Genomic DNA, 18,944 nt, shown 5'->3' on the forward strand with positions numbered 1-18,944 from the left:
AGGCAGCATCACTGGCTGGGCTCAATGCGCCGATTCGGCCTCTGCAGCGCCCGCACGCGATCGGCAAGGCTGCGTTCGCCGCTTCCCGGTGGGTTGGGTGCCGCAAGAGCCTTTGCGATCGGCGACTCCGGCCCATCGAGCTTCGCCGTCAGGGCGACGACTTGCGCCGCCAGGTCGCTCATCTGCTCACGCAATGCAGCGCTGGCGCGGCGCGCATCGTCGCCGCCTTCGGATGTGGATGCCTCGAAGGCGGCAAGATCCGTTTTCAGTTTCTTGTTCTCGCGGGCCAGTTCCGTCAGCCTCGCCTCCAACCGCTCGCGGTCGTTGTCCAGCTTGGCGATGGCCTTTTGGGTGTCGTCCTTGACGGCCGCATCGGCCTGACTGCCTTGCACTCCGACGAAACGCACCGCGGAGGCGTTTTCCACGCGTTCGCTTTTCGACTTTTCGCGAAGCCGCGCGATTTCCTTGTCGCGGCGGTCAAGCTTGTCCTCGCGATCGGCAAGCGTGGCGAGCAGGCGCTCGACCTTCTTGTCCAGTTCGCCGGTCCTTTTCTTCTCGGCCTTCAACGCGTCTCGTGCGGCCTTGCTCTCGGCCGCGATCTCCTGTTGACGCCTGTCCGCCTCCTTGCGCTGGCCACGCAGCACCGAAATGTCGTCGGCCAGCTTTTGCAGTTCGGACTCGCGCGCCACAAGTTCGATCTGACGGCTGCTCGAAGAAAAGCTGGCGTCGTCATACATGTGCTCCAGTTTTTTCAGCTCGAGCACACGCTTTTCCAGGGCATGCTCGGTTTGAGCAAGCCGATCTGACAAAAGCTGCAACTGGTCTTCGCGCTGCCGAAGGTCTTCGCCCTTGGCCTCGAGTTCGGAAAGGGCCTGTTTCTTGTCCTTCCGCTCGAGCGCCAGTTCCTTCAGTGCCTCGCGGCCGCGGCTGATCTCGACAAGCTGTTCGGCCGATTTCTCGCGCAGCGACTTGACGCTCATCTCGAGCCGGCGCGTCGACATGGCGAACTCGGCGCGGATGCGATCCTTCTCCGCCTGGATCTCGGCCAGCGTCAGCGGCATCGAGCCCTCGACGCGTTTGCGCGTCAGCATCACGGCCCGCCGCCAGATGGCCGGGGCAATCATCAGCGCCACAAAGCCGGCGCAGAGAAAGCCGAGGACAAAGAACAGGACCGACTGAACCAAGGTGACTATCCGTTATGGACGGCAAACAACCGTAAGCGACTGTGCCACGTTCGCATGACGGAATTCCAGCGCTGCGGCAAGGGTCTGCCGCAGCAATGTTCAGATCGTCGACCTTGGAGCCAGTCGAGACGGCGAGGCAACCGCTTGCTCAGAATGGATTCCAGGTGGCGCGCTGGGTAAGCTTCAGATAACCGAGATTGACGCCAAGCCGGGCGCCGACGCCTGTGCGGATCGGCACCAGCAGCACATTGTTGTTCTTCATCACGTTGAAGCCGACGCCAGCCACGAGATAGGCAGAGCCGGCAACACCGCCGAAACGATTGTAGAGGCTATTCACGTCGTCGAGATTATAGACCAGCATCATCACCCGCGAGCCCTCGCCGCCAAAATCCCAGCCGAGCGACGGGCCCTGCCAGAACACTTTGTGATCGCCGGCATTCTTGGTGTAGAGCGTGCCTTCGCCATAGGTCAGGCCACCGATGAGCGCGCCCGAGCCCTCCTCGCCAAGCAAATAGCCATTGGGCAGGCCGTAGGAGGCGAAAATCTTCTCGACGACGGTGGCGAGCCCGCCCGACGTCGCGCCGAAGAATTTGTGACCGGAATCGACGATCTCCTGAGCGGTGTATTCCTGGGCCCTCGAAGGCGAGGCCGAAAAGACGATGACAAGGCCCATGAGAGCGATCGCCATTGAGAGGACACGGAAGAAACTCCGGTCGTAGTATCGGGAAAACATGCTTCCAATCTCCGTCAGGGAGCACTTTCGCCGACGCCTCACACCCGTGCGGCTCTTTGGCGGCCGCTAAGGATGACTGTTATGGGCAAACTATGCCGTAATCCTTTTTCAACCATTAAGCTTTCACATGAAGATGGCGGTTAGAAGGCTGGTTTCGAGCTGGTTTCGCGTCGCCCCGCAGTATCCGCACCCTGCGTGAACACACCATTTTCGATAACGACAATTCCGGATTTGTTGCTGCACGCTCAGGCGCTGTGTATTCAAGGCCTTGGGAGAGAGCGTGATTCGTGTGGGCAGGCGTGATCATTTATCGCGCGGCCATTCCAGTGAAATTTTGCAGGGACTTTCGCCGATGGCCGAGCTTTTCACCATTTCCGCACCCGATCTCGCAGCGCTTTTGTGCAGCCGGGTCTGCCACGACATCATTTCGCCGGTCGGCGCCATAAACAACGGGCTTGAGCTGCTCGACGAAGGCGGCGCCGACGAAGATGCCATGAAATTGATTCGGCAGAGCGCCAGAAACGCTTCGGCCCGCCTGCAATTCGCCCGCATCGCCTTCGGCGCAGCCGGTTCTGCCGGCATGATGATCGACACGGGGGACGCCGAGGCCGTTGCGATCGCCTTTTTGAAGAACGAGAAGCCGGAACTGGTCTGGAACGGAACCCGTGCGCTGCTGCCCAAGAACAAGGTAAAGCTGCTGCTCAATCTCATTCTCGTCGCCAACGCCGCCATTCCGCGTGGCGGTAAGCTTACGGTTACGCTTGAAAACCTCGACACAGAACCTCGCTTTGCGCTCGCCGCGAGCGGTCCGATGCTGCGCGTGCCGCCCAAATTCCTGGAACTCCATTCCGGCAACAGGCCTGAAGAACCGATCGACGCGCATTCGGTGCAGCCCTACTACACGTTGCTTCTGGCGCGCGAGGCGAACATGACGATATCGATCCACGCAACCGCAGAAGAAATCGTACTATCGGCAGCTTGAAGTTACTAAGAAATGATTGAAAAGAACAGATAAGAGTTTTTAGACAATATTTACTACCCCCTCACGGTCGAATGAAGCGAGCCTTCCAGGCTAGTTCGGCCAAGCATCGGTCAAGAAGTTTCCGTAAAAGCTGTTCTTGCAAAAATTTTACCTATCGGCTTTTCAGCTTCTTTACCGGATTGATCCTACCGTGCCTTTCAGTACCGCGACGCTGCCGGATTGCCGCATGGCAAAGAGGGACCGGAAATGAAACGCTGCATGTTCATCGACGATTCGAGCGTCATCAGGAAGGTCGCAAAGCGCATCCTGGGTGGTTCCGACATGCTGGTCATCGAAGCTGCCAGCGGGTTTGACGCGGTCGAGATGTGCACTGCCGACATGCCGGATATCATCGTCGTCGACGGCGCCTTGCCGGACATGCAGGCGGAGGACGTCATCCGCCGCATACGCGCCATGGAAAGTCCGATACAGCCCCAGATCCTGATTTCGCTGGTTGAGGTCGACGTCGCTTCGATCATGCGGGCAAAGCGCGCCGGCGCTCAAGGCTATCTGCTCAAGCCGTTCAATCGGCCGCAACTTCTCGAATGCTTCCGCACCTTGAGAATTGCAGCCTGATTCGCCGATCCCTGGCGCATCGCCCCCGGAAATTGGCGCTCCATGTCTGCGATACAAACGCAAAAGTCCGGCCGAAGCCGGATTTTGTCGGAAAATCGATCGGATCGGCGTCGTCAGCTCAGGCGCTGACGCGGATATCTTCCGGCTCGCGCAGCACATAGCCGCGACCCCAAACCGTCTCGATGTAATTCTGGCCGCCGGAAGCGTGGTCGAGCTTCTTGCGCAGCTTGCAGATGAAGACGTCGATAATCTTCAGTTCCGGTTCGTCCATGCCGCCGTAAAGGTGGTTGAGGAACATTTCCTTGGTGAGCGTAGTGCCCTTGCGCAGCGAGAGCAGCTCCAGCATCTGGTATTCCTTGCCGGTCAGATGCACGCGCTGGCCACCGACCTCAACGGTCTTGGCATCGAGATTGACCACCAGGTCGCCGGTGGTGATGACCGACTGGGCATGGCCCTTGGAGCGCCGCACGATAGCGTGGATGCGGGCGACCAGTTCGTCCTTGTGGAACGGCTTGGTCATATAGTCGTCTGCGCCGAAGCCGAGGCCGCGTACCTTGTCCTCGATGCCGGCCATGCCGGAGAGGATAAGGATCGGCGTCTTCACTTTGGAAAGGCGAAGTGTTCTCAAGACCTCGTATCCCGACATGTCGGGGAGATTGAGGTCGAGAAGGATGATATCGTAGTCGTAGAGCTTGCCTAGATCGACACCTTCTTCGCCAAGATCGGTCGTATAGACGTTGAAACTTTCCGATTTCAGCATCAGCTCGATGCTTTGTGCGGTTGCACTGTCATCTTCTATCAGCAGAACACGCATTTCATTCCCCTTTTCTGCTGCCGGACCATTTCACGACCCGTCCAGGACCGGAGCAGTGATTGCCTGAGCAGAGGCTGCCATCGAATGGTTAACAAAACCTAATTCCGTGCCGCTGACGGTATCAGCTTTTTTAACCCCTTTCTACACCTTATTGAATCTAATAGTGAATCACAGAACCAAACCGCTAATGCAAAACATTAATAAGCCAGACTAAGTGACTCTTTGGACTCGCTGGCCGTGCTTCCGCATCGAGAGCCGGAATTTTTACCCGGCCTTAAGTCCTGAGCCCTATGATTAACAATGCCCGTAAACGAATGGTTACCGCCGGCAAAAAACTTTAGGAATTTGTTTCCCATAGTTCCTGTAAAGTCGGTGGAAACGGGTGAAGCCTGCGGTTTGCCAGGTGGATTGGACGATATGTGCAGGTGTGCGTTTCCAGGAGTACCGAATCATGAAGTCACGTGAAAACCTCGTTCGGCTGAAGCAGTTCCAGGTGAATGAGAAGCGGCGGCAATTGCTGCAACTCGACATGATGATCGCTGAATTCGAGCGCATGGCTGTCGAACTGGAGCTCCAGATCACTGCCGAAGAAAAGAAAGCCGGCATCACCGACATCAACCATTTTGCCTATCCGACCTTCGCCAAGGCAGCGCGCCTGCGCCGCGACAATCTCAGAAACTCGCAAAGCGACCTCGCCCAGCAGCGAAGCGTTGCCGAATCACTGCTCGGCGAAGCCGAAGCGGAGCTTTCCAAAGCGGAAATGCTCGAATCGCGCGACACCAAGATCCGCGACGCCGAGACCGGCGGCCGCAGCGCCATGATCGGCTGAAAACAAGGCTTTAAGCCGGTCAACACCCAGCGATCAGGGCGTTGCTCATCTGGAACGTCGCCGCTCATTGGTCGAGCAGCTGCCAGTTTCAGGCCTGCGCTACCAAATCCCCTTCATGTTCCGCGACGCCCGCATCCGGGCATCCCTGATGTCGGGCGCAGGCGATTACGGCCAGGACCTTATCTGATTGAGCAGCCCACCGGTTCTGGCCGAGTTCGGCGCGTCGTACCCGACCGCGCAGGCTTGTGGAACGTGGCAAGGTCGACGCGAAAAAGCTTGTCGTCCCTGTGGCAAAGACCCGCTCGAAGAAGCAGGCGCCGCTCATGCCTTTCTCGGCCGATCGGCAGGTGGTGCTGACCGTCTGAAGCAGAGAGAACCGTTGCGGCAAAGCAAAAAGGGCGCGGATTGTCGCGCCTTTTGACTTCCTTGAACCAGCCTTAATGCCGATATTGCTGGATGCGCGTCGTGCGCAGGCCGGCAAGGCCATATTCGTCGATCGACGCCTGCCAGGACAGGAATTCCTCGGTGGTCAGCTTGTAGCGCTGGCATGCCTCTTCGAGGCTCAAAAGCCCACCCCGTACAGCCGCCACCACTTCCGCCTTGCGCCGGATAACCCAGCGACGTGTGTTCGTCGGCGGCAGATCGGCAATCGTAAGGGGGCTGCCGTCAGGCCCGATAACATATTTGACGCGTGGTCTAACAAGATCGGTCATCGTACTCTCTACTAAAAACTCAAAGACCCAATCCCCACCACATTATCGCCACAGCTTTAAAAATTGCCTAAGCGAACCCTAATAGCTAGGTAAGGATCATGAACGCCGCGTTAGTCTTTTCGTCGGCATTTGAGATATCTGCCCGCGAGCGCCGAATCCGTTCAAAAAAATCGGCCGGATCGCGAAGCTGGCGCGCCCGGAAAGCTTGACCTATATTCCGGCCATTGGCATTCAAGCGCCCTCATCCAGGGCGCCGTGCAGAACGAAAGAACCATGAACAGCCTCGACCTTCCCGGACGTCCCGAAAACACCCGCGTCGTTGTCGCCATGTCGGGCGGCGTCGACTCGTCGGTCGTTGCCGGTCTTTTGAAGCGCGAAGGCTATGATGTCGTCGGCGTCACGCTGCAGCTCTACGACCATGGCGCGGCAACGCACCGGGCCGGCTCATGCTGCGCCGGCCAGGACATCGACGATGCCCGCCGCGTCTCCGAGACGCTCGGCATTCCGCACTATGTGCTCAATTACGAGGAGCGCTTCCGCAAGGCGGTGATCGACCCCTTCGCCGAGAGCTATGTGGCCGGCGAAACGCCGATCCCTTGCGTTTCCTGCAACCAGACGGTGAAATTCGCCGACCTTCTGGCGACCGCCAAGGAGCTCGGCGCCGACGCGCTGGCCACCGGCCATTACATCCGCTCCGGCGCCAACGGCGCCCATCGCGCACTGTACCGGCCGGTCGACGCGGAGCGCGACCAGAGCTATTTCCTGTTCGCCACCACGCAGGCGCAGATCGATTATCTGCGCTTTCCGCTTGGCGGCCTGTCGAAGCCGCAGGTTCGCGCCATCGCCGAGGAAATGGGGCTGACGGTCGCTGCCAAGCAGGACAGCCAGGACATCTGCTTCGTGCCACAGGGCAAATATTCCGACATCATCGCCAAGCTGAAGCCGACTGCTGCCAATCCGGGCGACATCGTCCATATCGACGGCCGCGTACTCGGCCGCCATGAAGGCATTTTGCGCTACACGATCGGTCAGCGCCGCGGCATCGGCGTCGCCTCGGGCGAGCCGCTCTACGTCGTCCATCTCGACGCCGATCGAGCCCGCGTCGTCGTTGGCCCGCGCGAGGCGCTGGAGACGCACAAGATCTATTTGCGCGACATGAACTGGCTGGGCGACGCTGCGCTGTCCGACATCCCGGCGGCCGGGCTGGAGCTTTTCGCGAAGGTCCGCTCGACACGCCCGCCGCGCCCGGCCGTGCTGCATCACAACGCCGGCATCACTTCGGTGGAACTGGTCGACGGCGAGTCCGGCATCGCGCCCGGCCAGGCCTGCGTGCTCTATTCCGACGACGGCAACCAGGCCCGCGTGTTCGGGGGCGGCTTTATCGAGCGTTCCGAGCGTGGCGCCGAGGCCGAGGCGATGCTGACGCGGCTGGCAGCCCGCCCGGCGCAGATTCCCGCGGAATGATCCCGATCCTATCGGGATGATCAGGCTCTAACACAGCGGCACTTTCTCTCAGGAAGACGATCCAGTGTGGGTAACCGTGCCAGCGGTGAGGATACGCAGCACCCTGATGGCTTCCTCGCCACTGGTGCGCGGTTCTGCCCGCGTCTCGATGCACTGGATGAAATGCTCGAGCTCTCGCGTCAGCGGCATGCCCTCGCCCACCGCCACATAGGACGGCTCGTTGGTGGTGAAGGCCCATTGGCCGCTGTCTTGCCACACCGCGTGGCGGTAGACGGCGAGCTTGCGCTCCCACGGCTCGACATCGTCGAACACCGCCATCGCCTTGGTGCCGACCACGGTCAGCCGCCGCTCGCGGTAAGGGTTGAGCCGCGACGCGAAGAGATGGCTGCGCAGACCGTTGGGAAAGCGCATGTGCAGATGCGCGAAATCGCTAAGATTGTCGAGGAGCGCTGCCCCCTCGCCACGCACCTCGATCGGTTCCGTGCCGGTGATGGCGAGGATCATCGACAGATCGTGCGGCGCAAGGTCCCACAGCGCATCGTTCTCGGTGTGGAACTTGCCGAGCCCGAGCCGGTGCGAATGGATATAGCGGACCTCGCCGAGCTCGCCATTGTCGATCAGCGCTTTCAACGTCTCGAAGGCTGGATGAAAGCGCAGTACATGGCCGACCATGAAGACACGGCCATTGTCGGCCGCCGCCTTCACCGAGCGCTCGGCATCCGCCACCGTCAGCGCGATCGGCTTCTCCACCAGCACGTCCTTGCCGCCCTGGACGGCGCGCACCGCCATGTCGGCATGGAACTGCGGCGGCAGCGCCATGACGATGGCATCGACGTCGCTGCGGACAAAGAGCGCCTCCGGCTCGATCGCCAGGCAATCCTGCTCACTGGCGAAGCCTTCGGCGCGGGCAGGGTTGACGTCCGAGACCGCGTGCAGCGCGCCGAGCGCCTTGAGGGTGCGGATGTGGTTGCTGCCCCAGTATCCGCAACCGAGGACTGCAATGCGCGGTTTCATCATTCCAACTCTAGAATTTCGTGGCCGAGACATAGCGGCGCGCCCCGCCGAACTCAACCCGGCATTTCGTGCCCAATTATCTGCCCGGCAAAGCTCTTCGGCCATCAGAGCGACGTGCGTCCGCCTGGACGCACAGGCACGCGTCTCAAGACCGCGAAGCTTCGCATCGTTCCGGACGATCGATTCCGATTTTCGGAAAGCACGATCCGATGGAATGTGCCGGCATGCCGGCTGCATCGATGCTTGACAGGCTTGGCGTCCCAACCTTATATCCGCCCGACCTTGGCGAACGCTTCGACATGCCTTCTGATTTAAGGCGGATTTCGGACCTTTCGCCGCCCTGGCGGGGTAGCTCAGTTGGTTAGAGCACGGGAATCATAATCCTGGGGTCGGGGGTTCAAGTCCCTCTCCCGCTACCATTTAACCAATAAGATACGTAGGCAAACCGCTACCATCAGCCACACCGCACGTACGGAACGCGATTTGGCGTACCGAATATCTCAAACAATATCTCGTCGGCTGTGAAGAACGTCGATTTCGCTGACGGCAGTTGCGATCAGGGCCGGAAAGACGGGGCTGGCAAATGGGCGTCCGCCGGTTGGATCGTCCAGAGCGGTGATTAGGCTGTTCGTGGCTGGATCGGCGGCGCTGCGGGGGTGGCGAACAGCGCCAGGAGGACGGCACACAAAAGCCTCAGCCAGTTGAGCAGGAGGCTGAAGTTGTAGCCGACGGCGGCAAGCACAGCGTTGTTGGCATCGCCCTCGGAGAAGGCCAGGAAGTTGCGGCCCATACGGTGGTCGTTCTTGAGATGGCCGATGACGGGTTCGACGGCGGCCCGGCGTCGCAGCGCCCGTTTGACGACCTTGGTGAGGCCGTCAACATCAGAGGTCACGGACAGTGTGCCGCGATGTGCCTGAGCGATCTGCGAAGCAATGTAGAGTCCCAGCCCGAGACCTTGAGGGCTAGATCGGGGCCCCCCTCGCTAGAACGGCTGGAACAGGCGCTGCATTGTCTCGTGCGGAATGGGCTCTCCGGCATCAGACACGGATATCCGGAGTTCGCCGTCTCGGGTGGTGGCTTCGACCTTAATGGGCATGCCCGCGGCACAAAGTTACAGGTTCCTGTCGGGTGCAGCATTGCCGCAGTTCGCTTGCCGACAACTATTCCTGCTGGAATTGACAGGGCCAATCTTCAGGCCTCGTCAATCCAGAAGGCAACTCGGTCCGGGCGTCTCCGCAAGCCATGTTAAGCTGCCACTGGGACAGACCCGCCGAATTGGAAAGGTCGACGCCCTCGATACGGGTCAGAAAGAAAAAGGCGCGGTCAAAGTCTATCGGCGCGGTGAACGTCGCTCCTCGGAAGTCCGCCCGTGCGAGATTGGCAAACGAGAAGCGGCTGCCGCTGATATCGGCGTCATGGAACTGCGCACGCCCCAATTCTGCCTTTGTGAAATCAACATTGGTCAGATTGGCGTCCTGGAAATTCGAGCGCTGCATTTCCGCGCTCGCAAACACAGCGCCCTGCGCGTCCATACGGCTGAAGTCGGTCCTGTAGGCCTCGATTCTGTCGAACCGGGCGCCTTTGGCGGTCGAGTCGGCCAGGGAAGCACGCACAAGCGTTGCCTTCTCAAGATTTGCCGCAAGGAGATTGCTGTTCCTGAGGTCGGTCGAAGTGAAATCAACACCGAACAGGTTCGCCCCGCTCAGGTCCTGTCCTTCTAGGATGAGAAGCTTCTTGTCACACTCGTGCCAATTGACGCCAGGCGTCGCGGCTGCGTGGCAATTGTGAGCAGCAGTGGCGTTCTGCCAAGCAAACACAGTGCAAACCGCTAGAACCAAGCCGGATGCGCCGTAAGCTCTGGTTCGCCTCAAAGTCATTGTTGCTGGACCTCTGCTACTCGCCGACACTCAACCTTACCACATCTGCTGACACTCGAGCCACCGTGACCACCGCCGTCACAGTTAGCGCATTTCTCATATTCAAGCTTTGATGTTGATCAACCGATCAACCCGCGCGTAGGGCGCGATTCGCGAGCGCCTCCCCATATCATCGGCGGTCCAGCAGAGATTCATTTGTCACCGGCCAGGCGCATCATTCCGTAGGTATGCTTGACTAAGCCGAGGCCTCCGCTCTGGACGTTTGTCTCGCTAATTGGGAGCCTGCTCGGGTGCTGACCGCCACCGCCGGCGTCCGCTGACGCTGCCGTCCGAAGTCAGGATGTCTAACTAAGGTCGTCGCCCACTTATTTAGACCCGCTGCAGTGCGATAGCGATCCCCTGGCCCACGCCAATGCACATCGTGGCCAAGGCGTACTTCCTCCCAAGGGCGGCAAGTTCGAGAGCTGCGGTTCCAGTTATCGTCGCGCCGCTCATGGCAAAGGCGACGCACAGGTAATACTCGCACGAGTTATCGGCCGTCCTTCTTTGCGATTGACGGCCCGATGAGCGCTTCCTAGCTTGCTCCCATGTTCGATATCACTGGCGACGACATCGCCGCTCTTGGCGACGCAGACTTGCGCACCCTAGTTGGCCTTCTCTGCGAGACCGAGATGCGTCGAGGAGGCCTGCCCACGTCCGCCGTCACCTACGGTGGAAATCAAGACGCAAGCGACGGCGGTCTTGATGTTCGCGTGGCGCTCCCGGCCGGGACGGCAATCGACGGCTTCGTGCCGAAGCCAGCAACCGGCGTGCAGGTCAAGAAGCCGGACATGCCGCGGGCTGAGATTCTGAGGGAGATGAAGCCGAAGGGCGTCTTGCGGCCCGTCATCAATGAGCTCGTTGATGCCGGCGGCGCCTACATTATCGTGAGTTCTACGGGCTCGACATGGGACTCGGCGCTGACCGACCGCCGCAACGCGATGGCCGAAGCTATCAAGGACACGCCTGCCGAAGGCAAGCTCACGCTCGACTTTTATGACCGTAACCGGATCGCGACATGGGTTCGTAATCATCCCGGGCAGATTCCGTGGGTGCGCGCGCGGATCGGCAAAGCGATGCCGGGATGGCAGTCTCATGGTTCATGGTCGTTTGCGCCTGCGGGCGTGGACGCAAACTACATCGCCGATGACAAGGCGCGCATTTTGACGGGCGACAAGGATGAAGGCGACGGGGCTTCCACTATCGAGGGCATCAACCGTATCCGGAAAGTGCTTGCCACGCCGGGGCATGTGGTGCGGCTTGTCGGGCTTTCTGGTGTCGGCAAAACGCGACTCGCCGAGGCGCTGTTTGACGCAAGCGTTGGCGAAGGCGCGCTCGATCCGTCACTTGCGATTTACACCAATGAAGCCGACGAGCCCAAGCCGCCGCCCGCCGGGCTTGCCTCGGACCTGATCGCCGGACGGACCCTCGCTATCCTGGTCGTCGATAATTGCACGCCCGAACTGCACCGGCGGATTTCGGAAGTCGCGCGGTCGAGCAGTTCGACAATCAGCGTGATCACCATCGAGTACGACATCCGGGAGGACCAGCCGGAGGGCACCGACGTCTTCGTCTTGGAAACGTCTTCCGTACCGCTGATCGAGAAGCTGGTGGGCCGGCGGTACCCCCACTTCTCGCAGATCGATGCGCACACCATTGCGGAGTTCTCCGGCGGCAATGCCCGGGTTGCCCTGGCGCTGGCCTCGCGGATCGAGAAAACCGAGACCGTTGCAGGCTTGAACGAGGAAGAGCTGTTCAAGCGTCTCTTTCAGCAGCGCCACGACCCAGACCCCTCGCTCCTTCTGGTCGCGCAAGGGTGCTCGCTGGTCTTTCGTTCGACGGCGAGACGCTCGAAGGCGGCGAAGCGGAGCTTCCAGTCCTCGGCAGCCTCGTCGGCAAATCGGCCGACGAGATGTACGCCGGGGTGGCAGAGCTCAAGCAACGGGACCTCGTGCAGGCGCGTGCAGAATGGCGCGCGGCGCTGCCGCATGCCATTGCAAATCGCCTCGCCAAGAGGGCACTTCAGACCATTGCGCCGGCCAAGGTGAAGTCGGTGCTTGTCGACAATGCGTCCGAACGTCTTCTCCGCTCCTTCTCGCGGCGTCTCGGGTATCTTGATGACAGCAAGGAAGCCCAAGCCATCGTGAAGACGTGGGTGGCGCCGGACGGTCTGCTCAGCGACCTGCCGAATTTCACCGAGCTTGGCCGCGCGATGTTTACCAACATCGCACCGGTCGCGCCGGAGACCGTCTTGGCCGCGCTGGCGAATGCATTGTCCGGCGCCGATGAAACCACGCTCCGCCGCTGCACGCATTTCGTTCGGCTCTTGCGCTTGCTCGCTTACGAACCTGCCTTCTTCGAGCGCGCCCTCGCTTTGCTGGTGAAATTCGCGGCGCTTCCAAGCGGCGATACCAATGACAACGAAGCGACGCGGGTCGTGGAATCGCTCTTTCACATTGCTCTGTCCGGCACGCATGCGCCGGTCGAGATGCGTGTGAAGGCCGCGGAAGCGCTGCTGGCCTCCCAGGACGAGGCCGTGCGCCCACTCGGCATCAAAGCGCTCGAAGCGATGATGAAAACACGCCACTTCTCCTCACACTATGAATTCGACTTCGGCGCGCGCTCCCGGGACTATGGCTACTACCCCCCACCGGCGCGGACGTGCGCGCATGGTTCGACCGCGTGCTGAAACTCGCAGGAAAGTTTGCCCTGTCGGACAGCCAGGTGGCTGGGGAGGTGCAGAAGGCCATCGCGCGGGAGTTTCGGGGTCTTTGGAGCGATACGGGTCGGGCGGAGGAATTGGACCAACTCGCCCGCGCGATCGCCGCCACGTCGTTCTGGCGCGACGGCTGGATCGCGGCACGCCAGACCCGCGCCTATGGCCGCAAGGATATGGACCCTGAGATTTGCGACCGCTTGACGGCGCTGGAGGATTTTCTTCGGCCCAAGGATCTCGTCAGCAAAGTGCTCGGGCTTGTCATCGGCGCGCGCCGGAAGCCTCGACCTGGACGACTTCGATGATGACGATGATGACGAGGACGAAGGCGGGAGCGACCCGACCGCGTGCTACGCTGAACGTGCTGCGCGCTCGGCGGCGGCGATACGTGAGCTCGGCCATGACGTCGCGGCGGACGAGGATACGTTCAAAACTGTGCTTTTGGAGTTGTTGGGCGAGAACGCTAATGCGGCTCCCTTCGGTGCGGCATTGGCGGAGGCCGCTGAAAGCCCGCGCGCTATGTGGGACACTATCGTTGTACAGTTTGCAGCAACCGAAAACGCGAGCCTGCGGCTCCTGAGCGGTTTCTTAGGCGGGCTAAACAAGCGCGACGCTGCGCTTGCCGACGCAGTCCTTGATGAAGCGCTGGAGCACCCAGCCCTTGCCGCGTGGTTCCCGATTCTGCAGGCAACAGTAGAGATCGACGCGCGTGCTCTTGAGCGGCTGCATCGCGCGATTGAGCTCGGTAAAGCACAGATCAACACTTACTACAGTCTTGCATATGGCCGTGTCTCCGACAACGTACCGGGGCCGGACTTCCGTGATTTGGTGCTCGCCATCGCGCGTAAGCCCGACGGCTGCGCGGTTGGACTTGAGATAGTCTGGATGCGCCTGCACTCGGACGGTAGCGCGACGCGCCAGCCGCTGCCTGAGGTCCGCGAGGCCGGACGCCTGATACTCGCTGGGTTTGAATTCAGCACAAAAGATAGCGGCACGACGCGCGAGGACCACGAGCTAGGAGCTGTCGTCACAGCCTCTCTGGTCGGAGAAGAAGGCGCTCCTGTCGCGAAAGCGCTTTGCCGCAAGCTCATGGTTGCGGCCGGAAGGCATAATGTCAGCGGGCACGACGACGATGACCTAGTAAAGGGCCTGCTGAAGGCCCAGCCACTCGCGACACTTGATGAACTGTTTTCCGGCGATCTGAAGTCGCAACGGGCAAGCGTACGCCTTCTCAACGATCTCCTACGCTTCCACAAGAACGTCCTAGATGTACTGTCCGCCGAAATCGTAATCAATTGGTGCGACCGCGATCCCACGGTGCGCTATCCGCTGGCAGCATCGGTGGTTTTGCTCTTCAACAGACCGAAGGAGGGCGCGCCACACGAATGGACACCACTCACAGGGAATCTGTTGGAAAGAGCACCGGATCCACGCCCAGTTCTGGCCGAATTCGTCAATCGTCTCCATCCCTCAGGGTGGAGCGGCTCGCTTGCGACCAAGCTGGAAGAGCGCCTCAAGCTCCTGAACGGCCTGCCCGGGGCCGATATCCCCGCTCTTGCTGAGGCCCTGGCTGAGGCAAAGAGGAGGCTCCAAGAGCGGATAGACGCCGAACGTCGGCACGAGCAGGAAGAAGATCGGGCGCGCAACAACCGGTTCGAATGATGTCTTCTCTCAGGAAGCGGCAAAGCTCACCTCTACCGCCGATATCGGCGCAAAGCTGCCGTTGGTATGTTGCAACATAATGATTTGCTTCGGCCAGCAGACGAACTAGGCCATCACGCAGTTCCCCGGAACAGATCCTCTCGAAGCGTGTTGCGCCAGCTCCAAGCTGAATTGGAGCACAACCATGAAGCCCGAAGACGCCACCTACCCTCCTCTTGATGTCGCCAAGCCTGTCGCCCCTGGGATCTGGATCGTCGACAGCGGACCGCTGAGCGTGATGGGCATTCCAGTCCCGGTGCGCATGACGGTTATCCAGCTCGGGAATGGCGGTCTCCTGCTGCATTCACCAACACGGTTCGCTTTTGAGCTGAGAAAGCAGCTCGAGCAGATTGGTCCGATAGTGCATCTTGTTGCGCCAAACAGTGCACACTGGACCTTCGTCAGGGAGTGGCAGAGCCATGTGCAGGAAGCGTCGACTTGGGCCGCTCCGGGCTTGCGCCATCGGGCACAGGTCCGCCGGGCTGGCGTCAGGATCGATTACGATCTGGCCGCAGCGGCGCCGGAAGCCTGGTCGAAAGATCTCGATCAGGTTCTCGTTCCAGGAGCCGGTGGGTTCACCGAAGTCGCGTTCTATCATAAGAACAGCCGAACTATGGTGCTTACGGATCTAGTTCTGAATCTCGAGCCGGAAAAGCTGCCGTTCATCATCAGGCCGGCGGCGCGCCTCTTAGGCGTCACGGCACCTGTGGGGAAGGCCCCCATTTACCTGCGGATGATCATCAAACGGAAGCATGAGCAGGCGAAGGCGGCCGCGGAGCGCCTCGTGGCGTTTCAGCCAAAGCGCGTGATCTTCAGCCATGGCCGGTGGTTCCACAAGGATGGGACGACATTACTTCGCCAGTCGCTGGCCTGGCTTCTCTGAGGGCGGCCGCAGAGAAGATTGTCAGCAGGAAGTAGCCATCAACTCCCGTTGCCGTTCCCATTCGACGGGCAAACCCCTGACGAGCGCCTGGAGCTGAACCCCCATGGACTGCCGTCCGTCGAGTATGGCTTCGACCAGGTCGGGCGCGAGCAGCGTCAACTGGAGCACGTGGGATACGAAGGAGCGGTCAAGCCTTTCGGCCGCGGCAAGTTCGATCACTGTGGCGAACTCGCCTGTTTCCAGCATGTGTTTCCACCGGAACGCCCGCGCCAGCGCCCGGATCAGAGTGTTGTCTATGCGTGGCCGTGCTGGGGTCCATTGCTGTCCGCCGGCGGGCGAGATGATGATCTTGCGGCCACCACGCTTGCGCAGGGTCAGCGGCAGATGGACGGTAAGCGATCTACTGTCAAGCCTATGGCCGCTGGGTGGAGTCCGAGAAGAAGCTGAAGGATACCCCTGCCCTGCTCAGGGCGCCAGCCGGCTACGTGCAGCCCTCGCCCTGGCTTGCCATCTCCAACAAGAATGTCGAGCTGATGCACAAGTTCATGAGCGAGCTCGGCCTCTCGCCCGTGTCACGCAGTCGGGTCGCAACGACGCACAGCATGGGACCCAGGCCATGGGAGCTCACCGGCCAGGAAGACGACGAACTCTTTTCGTGAAACCCTGCGTCGCTAAGCACTGCTGCATCGAGCCGTCCATGCCAACGGCTAGCCAAGCAAAATGGTCGTCGCTTCAACAGGCGCCATAATCAAGTATAGTCCCAAAGCGATCGCAGACGGAGGAGGAACGGAGCAAATGTCCGTCGACGCCGGACCGAGAAAAGTGGACGCCGAATATGCGATTGAGTACCTCCAGGAGCATCCGGAAGCCGGGTTTTGCTGCGAGGATCGGCGCTGGTGGATTACGCCAAATGCAAACGAGACCGATCAGCAGGTCCTGCTTCTTGATGTGGTTGAGGCTGAGCGGCTCAAAGATGATCCTCGCCTTCGACTCGTGTCCGGAATCGCTCATGCGGGCCGGTCGCTCTGGGTTGTTCGGAGAATGACATAACTACCTGCCATTCGAACGTTGAAGGAACCGGGTCGGGCTTAGCTTTGTCAGGGGAGCATATTATGCCGGTACCATTCGCGGACCGAAAGGATGCGATTCGCGCGGAGTTAATCAGGCGCGCGACCAGAGGCCTAATGATCACATACGCGGAATTGAGTCGTGCAGTCGGCATTCCGGACATGGGATATTGGAAGCCAGTCCTGGATGAGATCAGCCGGGAGGAGACTTCCAAGGGGCTACCGGACATCACCTTTCTTGTTGTGTCGCGAGAGCGCGGACTGCCGAGCCAAATAGGCTTTAAGCCGGCGAAACCAGGCTCCCCCAGCCAGGAAAGACGCGCGGTAGAGGCAATTCGGGAGGCCTTCGAATACTACCGCCCTCCGAGAGCATAACCTCGGAAAGCTGCAGCATCGAAGCGGCTCCCGCTATCTGCATTATCTTGTCGTGATCCAGCGAACTCGAACGGGCGGCGCCTCGCCGCCTACTGCCAGCTACGTTGGAAGCGGCCTCGGCAAAGGCGACCATTCGCAGGGCCGCGGCCATAGCCTGCGCTACGGTCCCGTGTTCCTGTCGAGCGCAAATGCGACCCTCTCGCGCAGCAACTCGGCCATGTCACCATTTAGATGCAGCCGTACCCGGCCGCCACGGGCATCCGTGAGCATCAGCGCCACGCCGTCATCGGTTTCGTTGTCGGCTAACTGAACATCCGCGACCACGAATTCGTGTGTGTTCCTGTTCTGATCTGAACTCATTCTTCGCTCTCCTCTGCTGAAGAACGATGTAGAGCATTAAGCCTGGTGAGCCATGAGCGCTCCCAGGCTCAGGCAGGCCTAACAAACGAAGAGCGCCAGCCGAAGTCCTCCGGCCGGCGCTTAGGCGGCCAAACTGCTTGCCGGTCGGGGCCCAATGACGCGACCAATTTGCGCATGTAGTCGCGCTGGCTGGAAATTTTTTGGTCGAATTTCCGACTATTTGAATTGATCCCTCTGTCCTTCGATATGGATTAACGCTGTAGCCCGACCTTTTCGGCTGCCTCCGCTATCAAGCAAAATCGGGAGAGCATCCGCGCGCTTTCGTGCTTCGGACCTTGCGGAGCTTTCGGCCCGTTGGGAAGGCATGACTACGGACTTGCCGGAGCAGGAAGGCCGGCCCCAACGAAGCCCTCCGCGAGGGCACGGCCGATTCCCCCCGCCGCTGCTGAAACAACAGCCAGCGCTCGATCTTCGTCTTCCGACGATGATAAGGACATGCAATCAGCCGCACCCGGCCCGCGCGCCCGCCGGACCGCGGAAGGTCCGCGGCCCGGCCTGTCGCTCAGTGTTTGAATTGGGCGACGTTATCCTTGGTAAGGCGCATCACGCCAGTCTCGACTTTTTCCGGCAAGGGGTTGACGCCAGCCGCTTTGTAGTCCGGCACGACCTTCATGCCATCGGTATTCAGCCAATGAAGGAGATGCACGGCGAGAAAAGCTTCGACATAGGATTTTTGAACCACGGCGCCGACGATCGTTCCGTCCTCTATGTAGGGAAGCATGTCGTCGTTCCGGTCCATCGCGACGATCTTGACCTGGCCTTGGCGACCGGTCTCATGCACCGCGATGGCAGCACCTTTGCCGCTGTCGCCGTCGGTGCCGCCGATACCGACCACGTCAGGATGAGCGAGGAGTGACTGGCTGTAGGCCGTGGGGGCATAAGACGGGTCCGCTTTGTCGTTGACCACGTCGACTACTTCGATTTCGGACGCGGATTCCTTGAAGTAGGCCTTGTAGCCTTCGACCCGCTCCAGAACCGAAGGCGCGGGGAACGAACCGAGGATCACCTTGCCTTTGCCGCCGATCGCCTCGGCAAGCATCTTGCCCCCGACCTTGCCGGCTTCGAGGTTCGAGATGCCGAGATACACGGCGCGCTTGGTGCCCGGCGCGTCGCCGATGATCATGGCGACCGGAATTCCTGCATCGACGGCGCGGTCGATGCCGGCCGCAAGCGAGGCGGCGTCGCCAGGAAAGATCAGGAGGCCGGCCGGCTTCCGCGCGATCAGCTCATCGAGTTGCCGCGCCTGGGCGACGGTGTCGAAGTCGAGCGGGCCGGTGAAGCTCGTCTTGATGTTCAGCGATCTAGCGGCGTCTTCGAGAGCTTTGCGGTGGTCGACCCAGAACGGCACCTGCGTGACGATGGAGAGAAACACGTATTCCATGCCCTCGCTCTGGGCGAGCGCTTCATCGCTGAATTGGGGTACGAGGCCGAGCCCCGTCCCGGCGAGGCCAATGCCGCCGAGCTTCATCAGGCTGCGGCGGTCGAGATCGAGTGTCGTCATCACTTTCCTCCCTTCTT

General features: G+C 60.6%; 20 protein-coding genes, 1 tRNA gene and 2 pseudogenes. 12 read left to right on the forward strand and 11 right to left on the reverse strand.

The genetic code is table 11. The features are described 5' to 3' along the window. Positions 1 to 8 precede the first annotated feature (8 nt). Entirely contained in the window at positions 9 to 1,184 is a 1,176-nt protein-coding gene (locus AC0L3L_RS29340; protein WP_473640526.1) for a coiled-coil domain-containing protein, read from the reverse strand. A 148-nt stretch (positions 1,185 to 1,332) separates the two neighbouring features. Further along, a complete protein-coding gene (locus AC0L3L_RS29345) occupies positions 1,333 to 1,872 on the reverse strand; it encodes a DUF1134 domain-containing protein (protein ID WP_473640550.1) in 540 nt (179 codons plus the stop codon). 397 nt (positions 1,873 to 2,269) lie between these two features. Between AC0L3L_RS29345 and chpT the strand changes: the two genes are divergently transcribed. Further along, on the forward strand, positions 2,270 to 2,899 hold the full coding sequence (gene chpT / locus AC0L3L_RS29350) for a histidine phosphotransferase ChpT (RefSeq protein ID WP_473550718.1): 630 nt from the start codon (positions 2,270 to 2,272) through the stop codon (positions 2,897 to 2,899). Between the two features lie 246 nt (positions 2,900 to 3,145). Further along, the gene (locus tag AC0L3L_RS29355; protein WP_473486851.1) at positions 3,146 to 3,514 is read left to right on the forward strand and encodes a response regulator; all 369 of its coding nucleotides are present in this window, start codon (positions 3,146 to 3,148) and stop codon (positions 3,512 to 3,514) included. A 118-nt stretch (positions 3,515 to 3,632) separates the two neighbouring features. Here AC0L3L_RS29355 and ctrA read toward each other — a convergent pair whose 3' ends face one another. After that, positions 3,633 to 4,328: a response regulator transcription factor CtrA gene (gene ctrA / locus AC0L3L_RS29360; protein ID WP_123149336.1), complete on the reverse strand. Its 696-nt coding sequence runs from the start codon at positions 4,326 to 4,328 to the stop codon at positions 3,633 to 3,635. Positions 4,329 to 4,779: 451 nt separating this feature from the next. Between ctrA and AC0L3L_RS29365 the strand changes: the two genes are divergently transcribed. Next, on the forward strand, positions 4,780 to 5,157 hold the full coding sequence (locus tag AC0L3L_RS29365) for a flagellar export protein FliJ (protein ID WP_029349790.1): 378 nt from the start codon (positions 4,780 to 4,782) through the stop codon (positions 5,155 to 5,157). A gap of 437 nt (positions 5,158 to 5,594) precedes the next feature. On the opposite strand, the gene sciP is transcribed toward AC0L3L_RS29365, so the two are convergent. Continuing rightward, positions 5,595 to 5,870 carry a CtrA inhibitor SciP gene (gene sciP, locus AC0L3L_RS29370; RefSeq protein WP_006203587.1) on the reverse strand — a complete coding sequence of 92 codons (276 nt, stop codon included), beginning with the start codon at positions 5,868 to 5,870 and terminating at the stop codon, positions 5,595 to 5,597. A 273-nt stretch (positions 5,871 to 6,143) separates the two neighbouring features. Between sciP and mnmA the strand changes: the two genes are divergently transcribed. Beyond that, the gene (gene mnmA, locus AC0L3L_RS29375; RefSeq protein WP_473486852.1) at positions 6,144 to 7,334 is read left to right on the forward strand and encodes a tRNA 2-thiouridine(34) synthase MnmA; all 1,191 of its coding nucleotides are present in this window, start codon (positions 6,144 to 6,146) and stop codon (positions 7,332 to 7,334) included. A gap of 48 nt (positions 7,335 to 7,382) precedes the next feature. Here the strand turns inward: mnmA and AC0L3L_RS29380 are convergent, their stop codons facing one another. After that, positions 7,383 to 8,348 (reverse strand): Gfo/Idh/MocA family protein, encoded by a 966-nt coding sequence (locus tag AC0L3L_RS29380; RefSeq protein ID WP_095491711.1) that lies wholly within the window; start codon positions 8,346 to 8,348, stop codon positions 7,383 to 7,385. Between the two features lie 342 nt (positions 8,349 to 8,690). Here AC0L3L_RS29380 and AC0L3L_RS29385 point away from each other — a divergent pair. Continuing rightward, positions 8,691 to 8,767, forward strand: a tRNA-Met gene (locus AC0L3L_RS29385). A gap of 200 nt (positions 8,768 to 8,967) precedes the next feature. On the opposite strand, the pseudogene AC0L3L_RS29390 reads toward AC0L3L_RS29385, so the two are convergent. From AC0L3L_RS29390 to AC0L3L_RS29400, 3 genes and pseudogenes are all read right to left on the reverse strand, one after another. Continuing rightward, positions 8,968 to 9,222, reverse strand: a pseudogene (locus AC0L3L_RS29390) (IS5/IS1182 family transposase); the annotation flags it as partial. Positions 9,223 to 9,508: 286 nt separating this feature from the next. Next, positions 9,509 to 10,225, reverse strand: a complete 717-nt coding sequence (locus AC0L3L_RS29395) for a pentapeptide repeat-containing protein (RefSeq protein WP_006337614.1) — start codon at positions 10,223 to 10,225, stop codon at positions 9,509 to 9,511. Positions 10,226 to 10,594: 369 nt separating this feature from the next. Further along, positions 10,595 to 10,720, reverse strand: a pseudogene (locus AC0L3L_RS29400) (3-oxoadipyl-CoA thiolase); the annotation flags it as partial. A 92-nt stretch (positions 10,721 to 10,812) separates the two neighbouring features. Between AC0L3L_RS29400 and AC0L3L_RS29405 the strand changes: the two are divergent. The 5 genes from AC0L3L_RS29405 to AC0L3L_RS29425 all read left to right on the forward strand — a co-directional run bounded on the left by AC0L3L_RS29405 (position 10,813) and on the right by AC0L3L_RS29425 (position 15,564). Further along, positions 10,813 to 12,312 (forward strand): hypothetical protein, encoded by a 1,500-nt coding sequence (locus AC0L3L_RS29405; protein ID WP_473640528.1) that lies wholly within the window; start codon positions 10,813 to 10,815, stop codon positions 12,310 to 12,312. A 5-nt stretch (positions 12,313 to 12,317) separates the two neighbouring features. Continuing rightward, positions 12,318 to 12,953, forward strand: a complete 636-nt coding sequence (locus AC0L3L_RS29410) for a hypothetical protein (RefSeq protein ID WP_473640530.1) — start codon at positions 12,318 to 12,320, stop codon at positions 12,951 to 12,953. Beyond that, positions 12,947 to 13,285, forward strand: coding sequence for a hypothetical protein (locus AC0L3L_RS29415; RefSeq protein WP_473640532.1), 339 nt, complete (start codon positions 12,947 to 12,949; stop codon positions 13,283 to 13,285). Before AC0L3L_RS29410 ends, AC0L3L_RS29415 begins: the two co-directional genes overlap by 7 nt. Continuing rightward, positions 13,239 to 14,642, forward strand: a complete 1,404-nt coding sequence (locus AC0L3L_RS29420; protein ID WP_473640534.1) for a hypothetical protein — start codon at positions 13,239 to 13,241, stop codon at positions 14,640 to 14,642. The genes AC0L3L_RS29415 and AC0L3L_RS29420 overlap by 47 nt, the downstream gene beginning before the upstream one ends. 184 nt (positions 14,643 to 14,826) lie before the next feature. Next, complete coding sequence (locus AC0L3L_RS29425) at positions 14,827 to 15,564, forward strand: DUF4336 domain-containing protein (protein ID WP_473640536.1); 738 nt, start codon at positions 14,827 to 14,829, stop codon at positions 15,562 to 15,564. Positions 15,565 to 15,585: 21 nt separating this feature from the next. On the opposite strand, the gene AC0L3L_RS29430 is transcribed toward AC0L3L_RS29425, so the two are convergent. Continuing rightward, positions 15,586 to 15,810, reverse strand: coding sequence for a hypothetical protein (locus AC0L3L_RS29430; RefSeq protein WP_245318963.1), 225 nt, complete (start codon positions 15,808 to 15,810; stop codon positions 15,586 to 15,588). A 179-nt stretch (positions 15,811 to 15,989) separates the two neighbouring features. Between AC0L3L_RS29430 and AC0L3L_RS29435 the strand changes: the two genes are divergently transcribed. After that, positions 15,990 to 16,223: a P27 family phage terminase small subunit gene (locus AC0L3L_RS29435; RefSeq protein WP_473640538.1), complete on the forward strand. Its 234-nt coding sequence runs from the start codon at positions 15,990 to 15,992 to the stop codon at positions 16,221 to 16,223. A gap of 136 nt (positions 16,224 to 16,359) precedes the next feature. Continuing rightward, positions 16,360 to 16,614, forward strand: coding sequence for a hypothetical protein (locus AC0L3L_RS29440; protein WP_473640540.1), 255 nt, complete (start codon positions 16,360 to 16,362; stop codon positions 16,612 to 16,614). 551 nt (positions 16,615 to 17,165) lie between these two features. On the opposite strand, the gene AC0L3L_RS29445 is transcribed toward AC0L3L_RS29440, so the two are convergent. Further along, entirely contained in the window at positions 17,166 to 17,366 is a 201-nt protein-coding gene (locus AC0L3L_RS29445; RefSeq protein WP_123149332.1) for a hypothetical protein, read from the reverse strand. Positions 17,367 to 17,928: 562 nt separating this feature from the next. Further along, the gene (locus AC0L3L_RS29450) at positions 17,929 to 18,927 is read right to left on the reverse strand and encodes a substrate-binding domain-containing protein (RefSeq protein ID WP_123149330.1); all 999 of its coding nucleotides are present in this window, start codon (positions 18,925 to 18,927) and stop codon (positions 17,929 to 17,931) included. Positions 18,928 to 18,944: the final 17 nt, after the last annotated feature.

The organism is Mesorhizobium sp. WSM4849, assembly GCF_055811385.1.

What these genes read in the sequence shown, in the direction of transcription:
- AC0L3L_RS29345 (WP_473640550.1), bottom strand. Translation starts at nt 1,872, where the DNA reads ATGGCGATCGCTCTCATGGGCCTTGTCATCGTCTTTTCGGCCTCGCCT.
- chpT (WP_473550718.1), top strand. Translation starts at nt 2,270, where the DNA reads ATGGCCGAGCTTTTCACCATTTCCGCACCCGATCTCGCAGCGCTTTTG.
- AC0L3L_RS29355 (WP_473486851.1), top strand. Translation starts at nt 3,146, where the DNA reads ATGAAACGCTGCATGTTCATCGACGATTCGAGCGTCATCAGGAAGGTC.
- ctrA (WP_123149336.1), bottom strand. Translation starts at nt 4,328, where the DNA reads ATGCGTGTTCTGCTGATAGAAGATGACAGTGCAACCGCACAAAGCATC.
- AC0L3L_RS29365 (WP_029349790.1), top strand. Translation starts at nt 4,780, where the DNA reads ATGAAGTCACGTGAAAACCTCGTTCGGCTGAAGCAGTTCCAGGTGAAT.
- sciP (WP_006203587.1), bottom strand. Translation starts at nt 5,870, where the DNA reads ATGACCGATCTTGTTAGACCACGCGTCAAATATGTTATCGGGCCTGAC.
- mnmA (WP_473486852.1), top strand. Translation starts at nt 6,144, where the DNA reads ATGAACAGCCTCGACCTTCCCGGACGTCCCGAAAACACCCGCGTCGTT.
- AC0L3L_RS29380 (WP_095491711.1), bottom strand. Translation starts at nt 8,348, where the DNA reads ATGAAACCGCGCATTGCAGTCCTCGGTTGCGGATACTGGGGCAGCAAC.
- AC0L3L_RS29395 (WP_006337614.1), bottom strand. Translation starts at nt 10,225, where the DNA reads ATGACTTTGAGGCGAACCAGAGCTTACGGCGCATCCGGCTTGGTTCTA.
- AC0L3L_RS29405 (WP_473640528.1), top strand. Translation starts at nt 10,813, where the DNA reads ATGTTCGATATCACTGGCGACGACATCGCCGCTCTTGGCGACGCAGAC.
- AC0L3L_RS29425 (WP_473640536.1), top strand. Translation starts at nt 14,827, where the DNA reads ATGAAGCCCGAAGACGCCACCTACCCTCCTCTTGATGTCGCCAAGCCT.
- AC0L3L_RS29430 (WP_245318963.1), bottom strand. Translation starts at nt 15,810, where the DNA reads ATGCTGGAAACAGGCGAGTTCGCCACAGTGATCGAACTTGCCGCGGCC.
- AC0L3L_RS29440 (WP_473640540.1), top strand. Translation starts at nt 16,360, where the DNA reads ATGTCCGTCGACGCCGGACCGAGAAAAGTGGACGCCGAATATGCGATT.
- AC0L3L_RS29445 (WP_123149332.1), bottom strand. Translation starts at nt 17,366, where the DNA reads ATGAGTTCAGATCAGAACAGGAACACACACGAATTCGTGGTCGCGGAT.
- AC0L3L_RS29450 (WP_123149330.1), bottom strand. Translation starts at nt 18,927, where the DNA reads ATGACGACACTCGATCTCGACCGCCGCAGCCTGATGAAGCTCGGCGGC.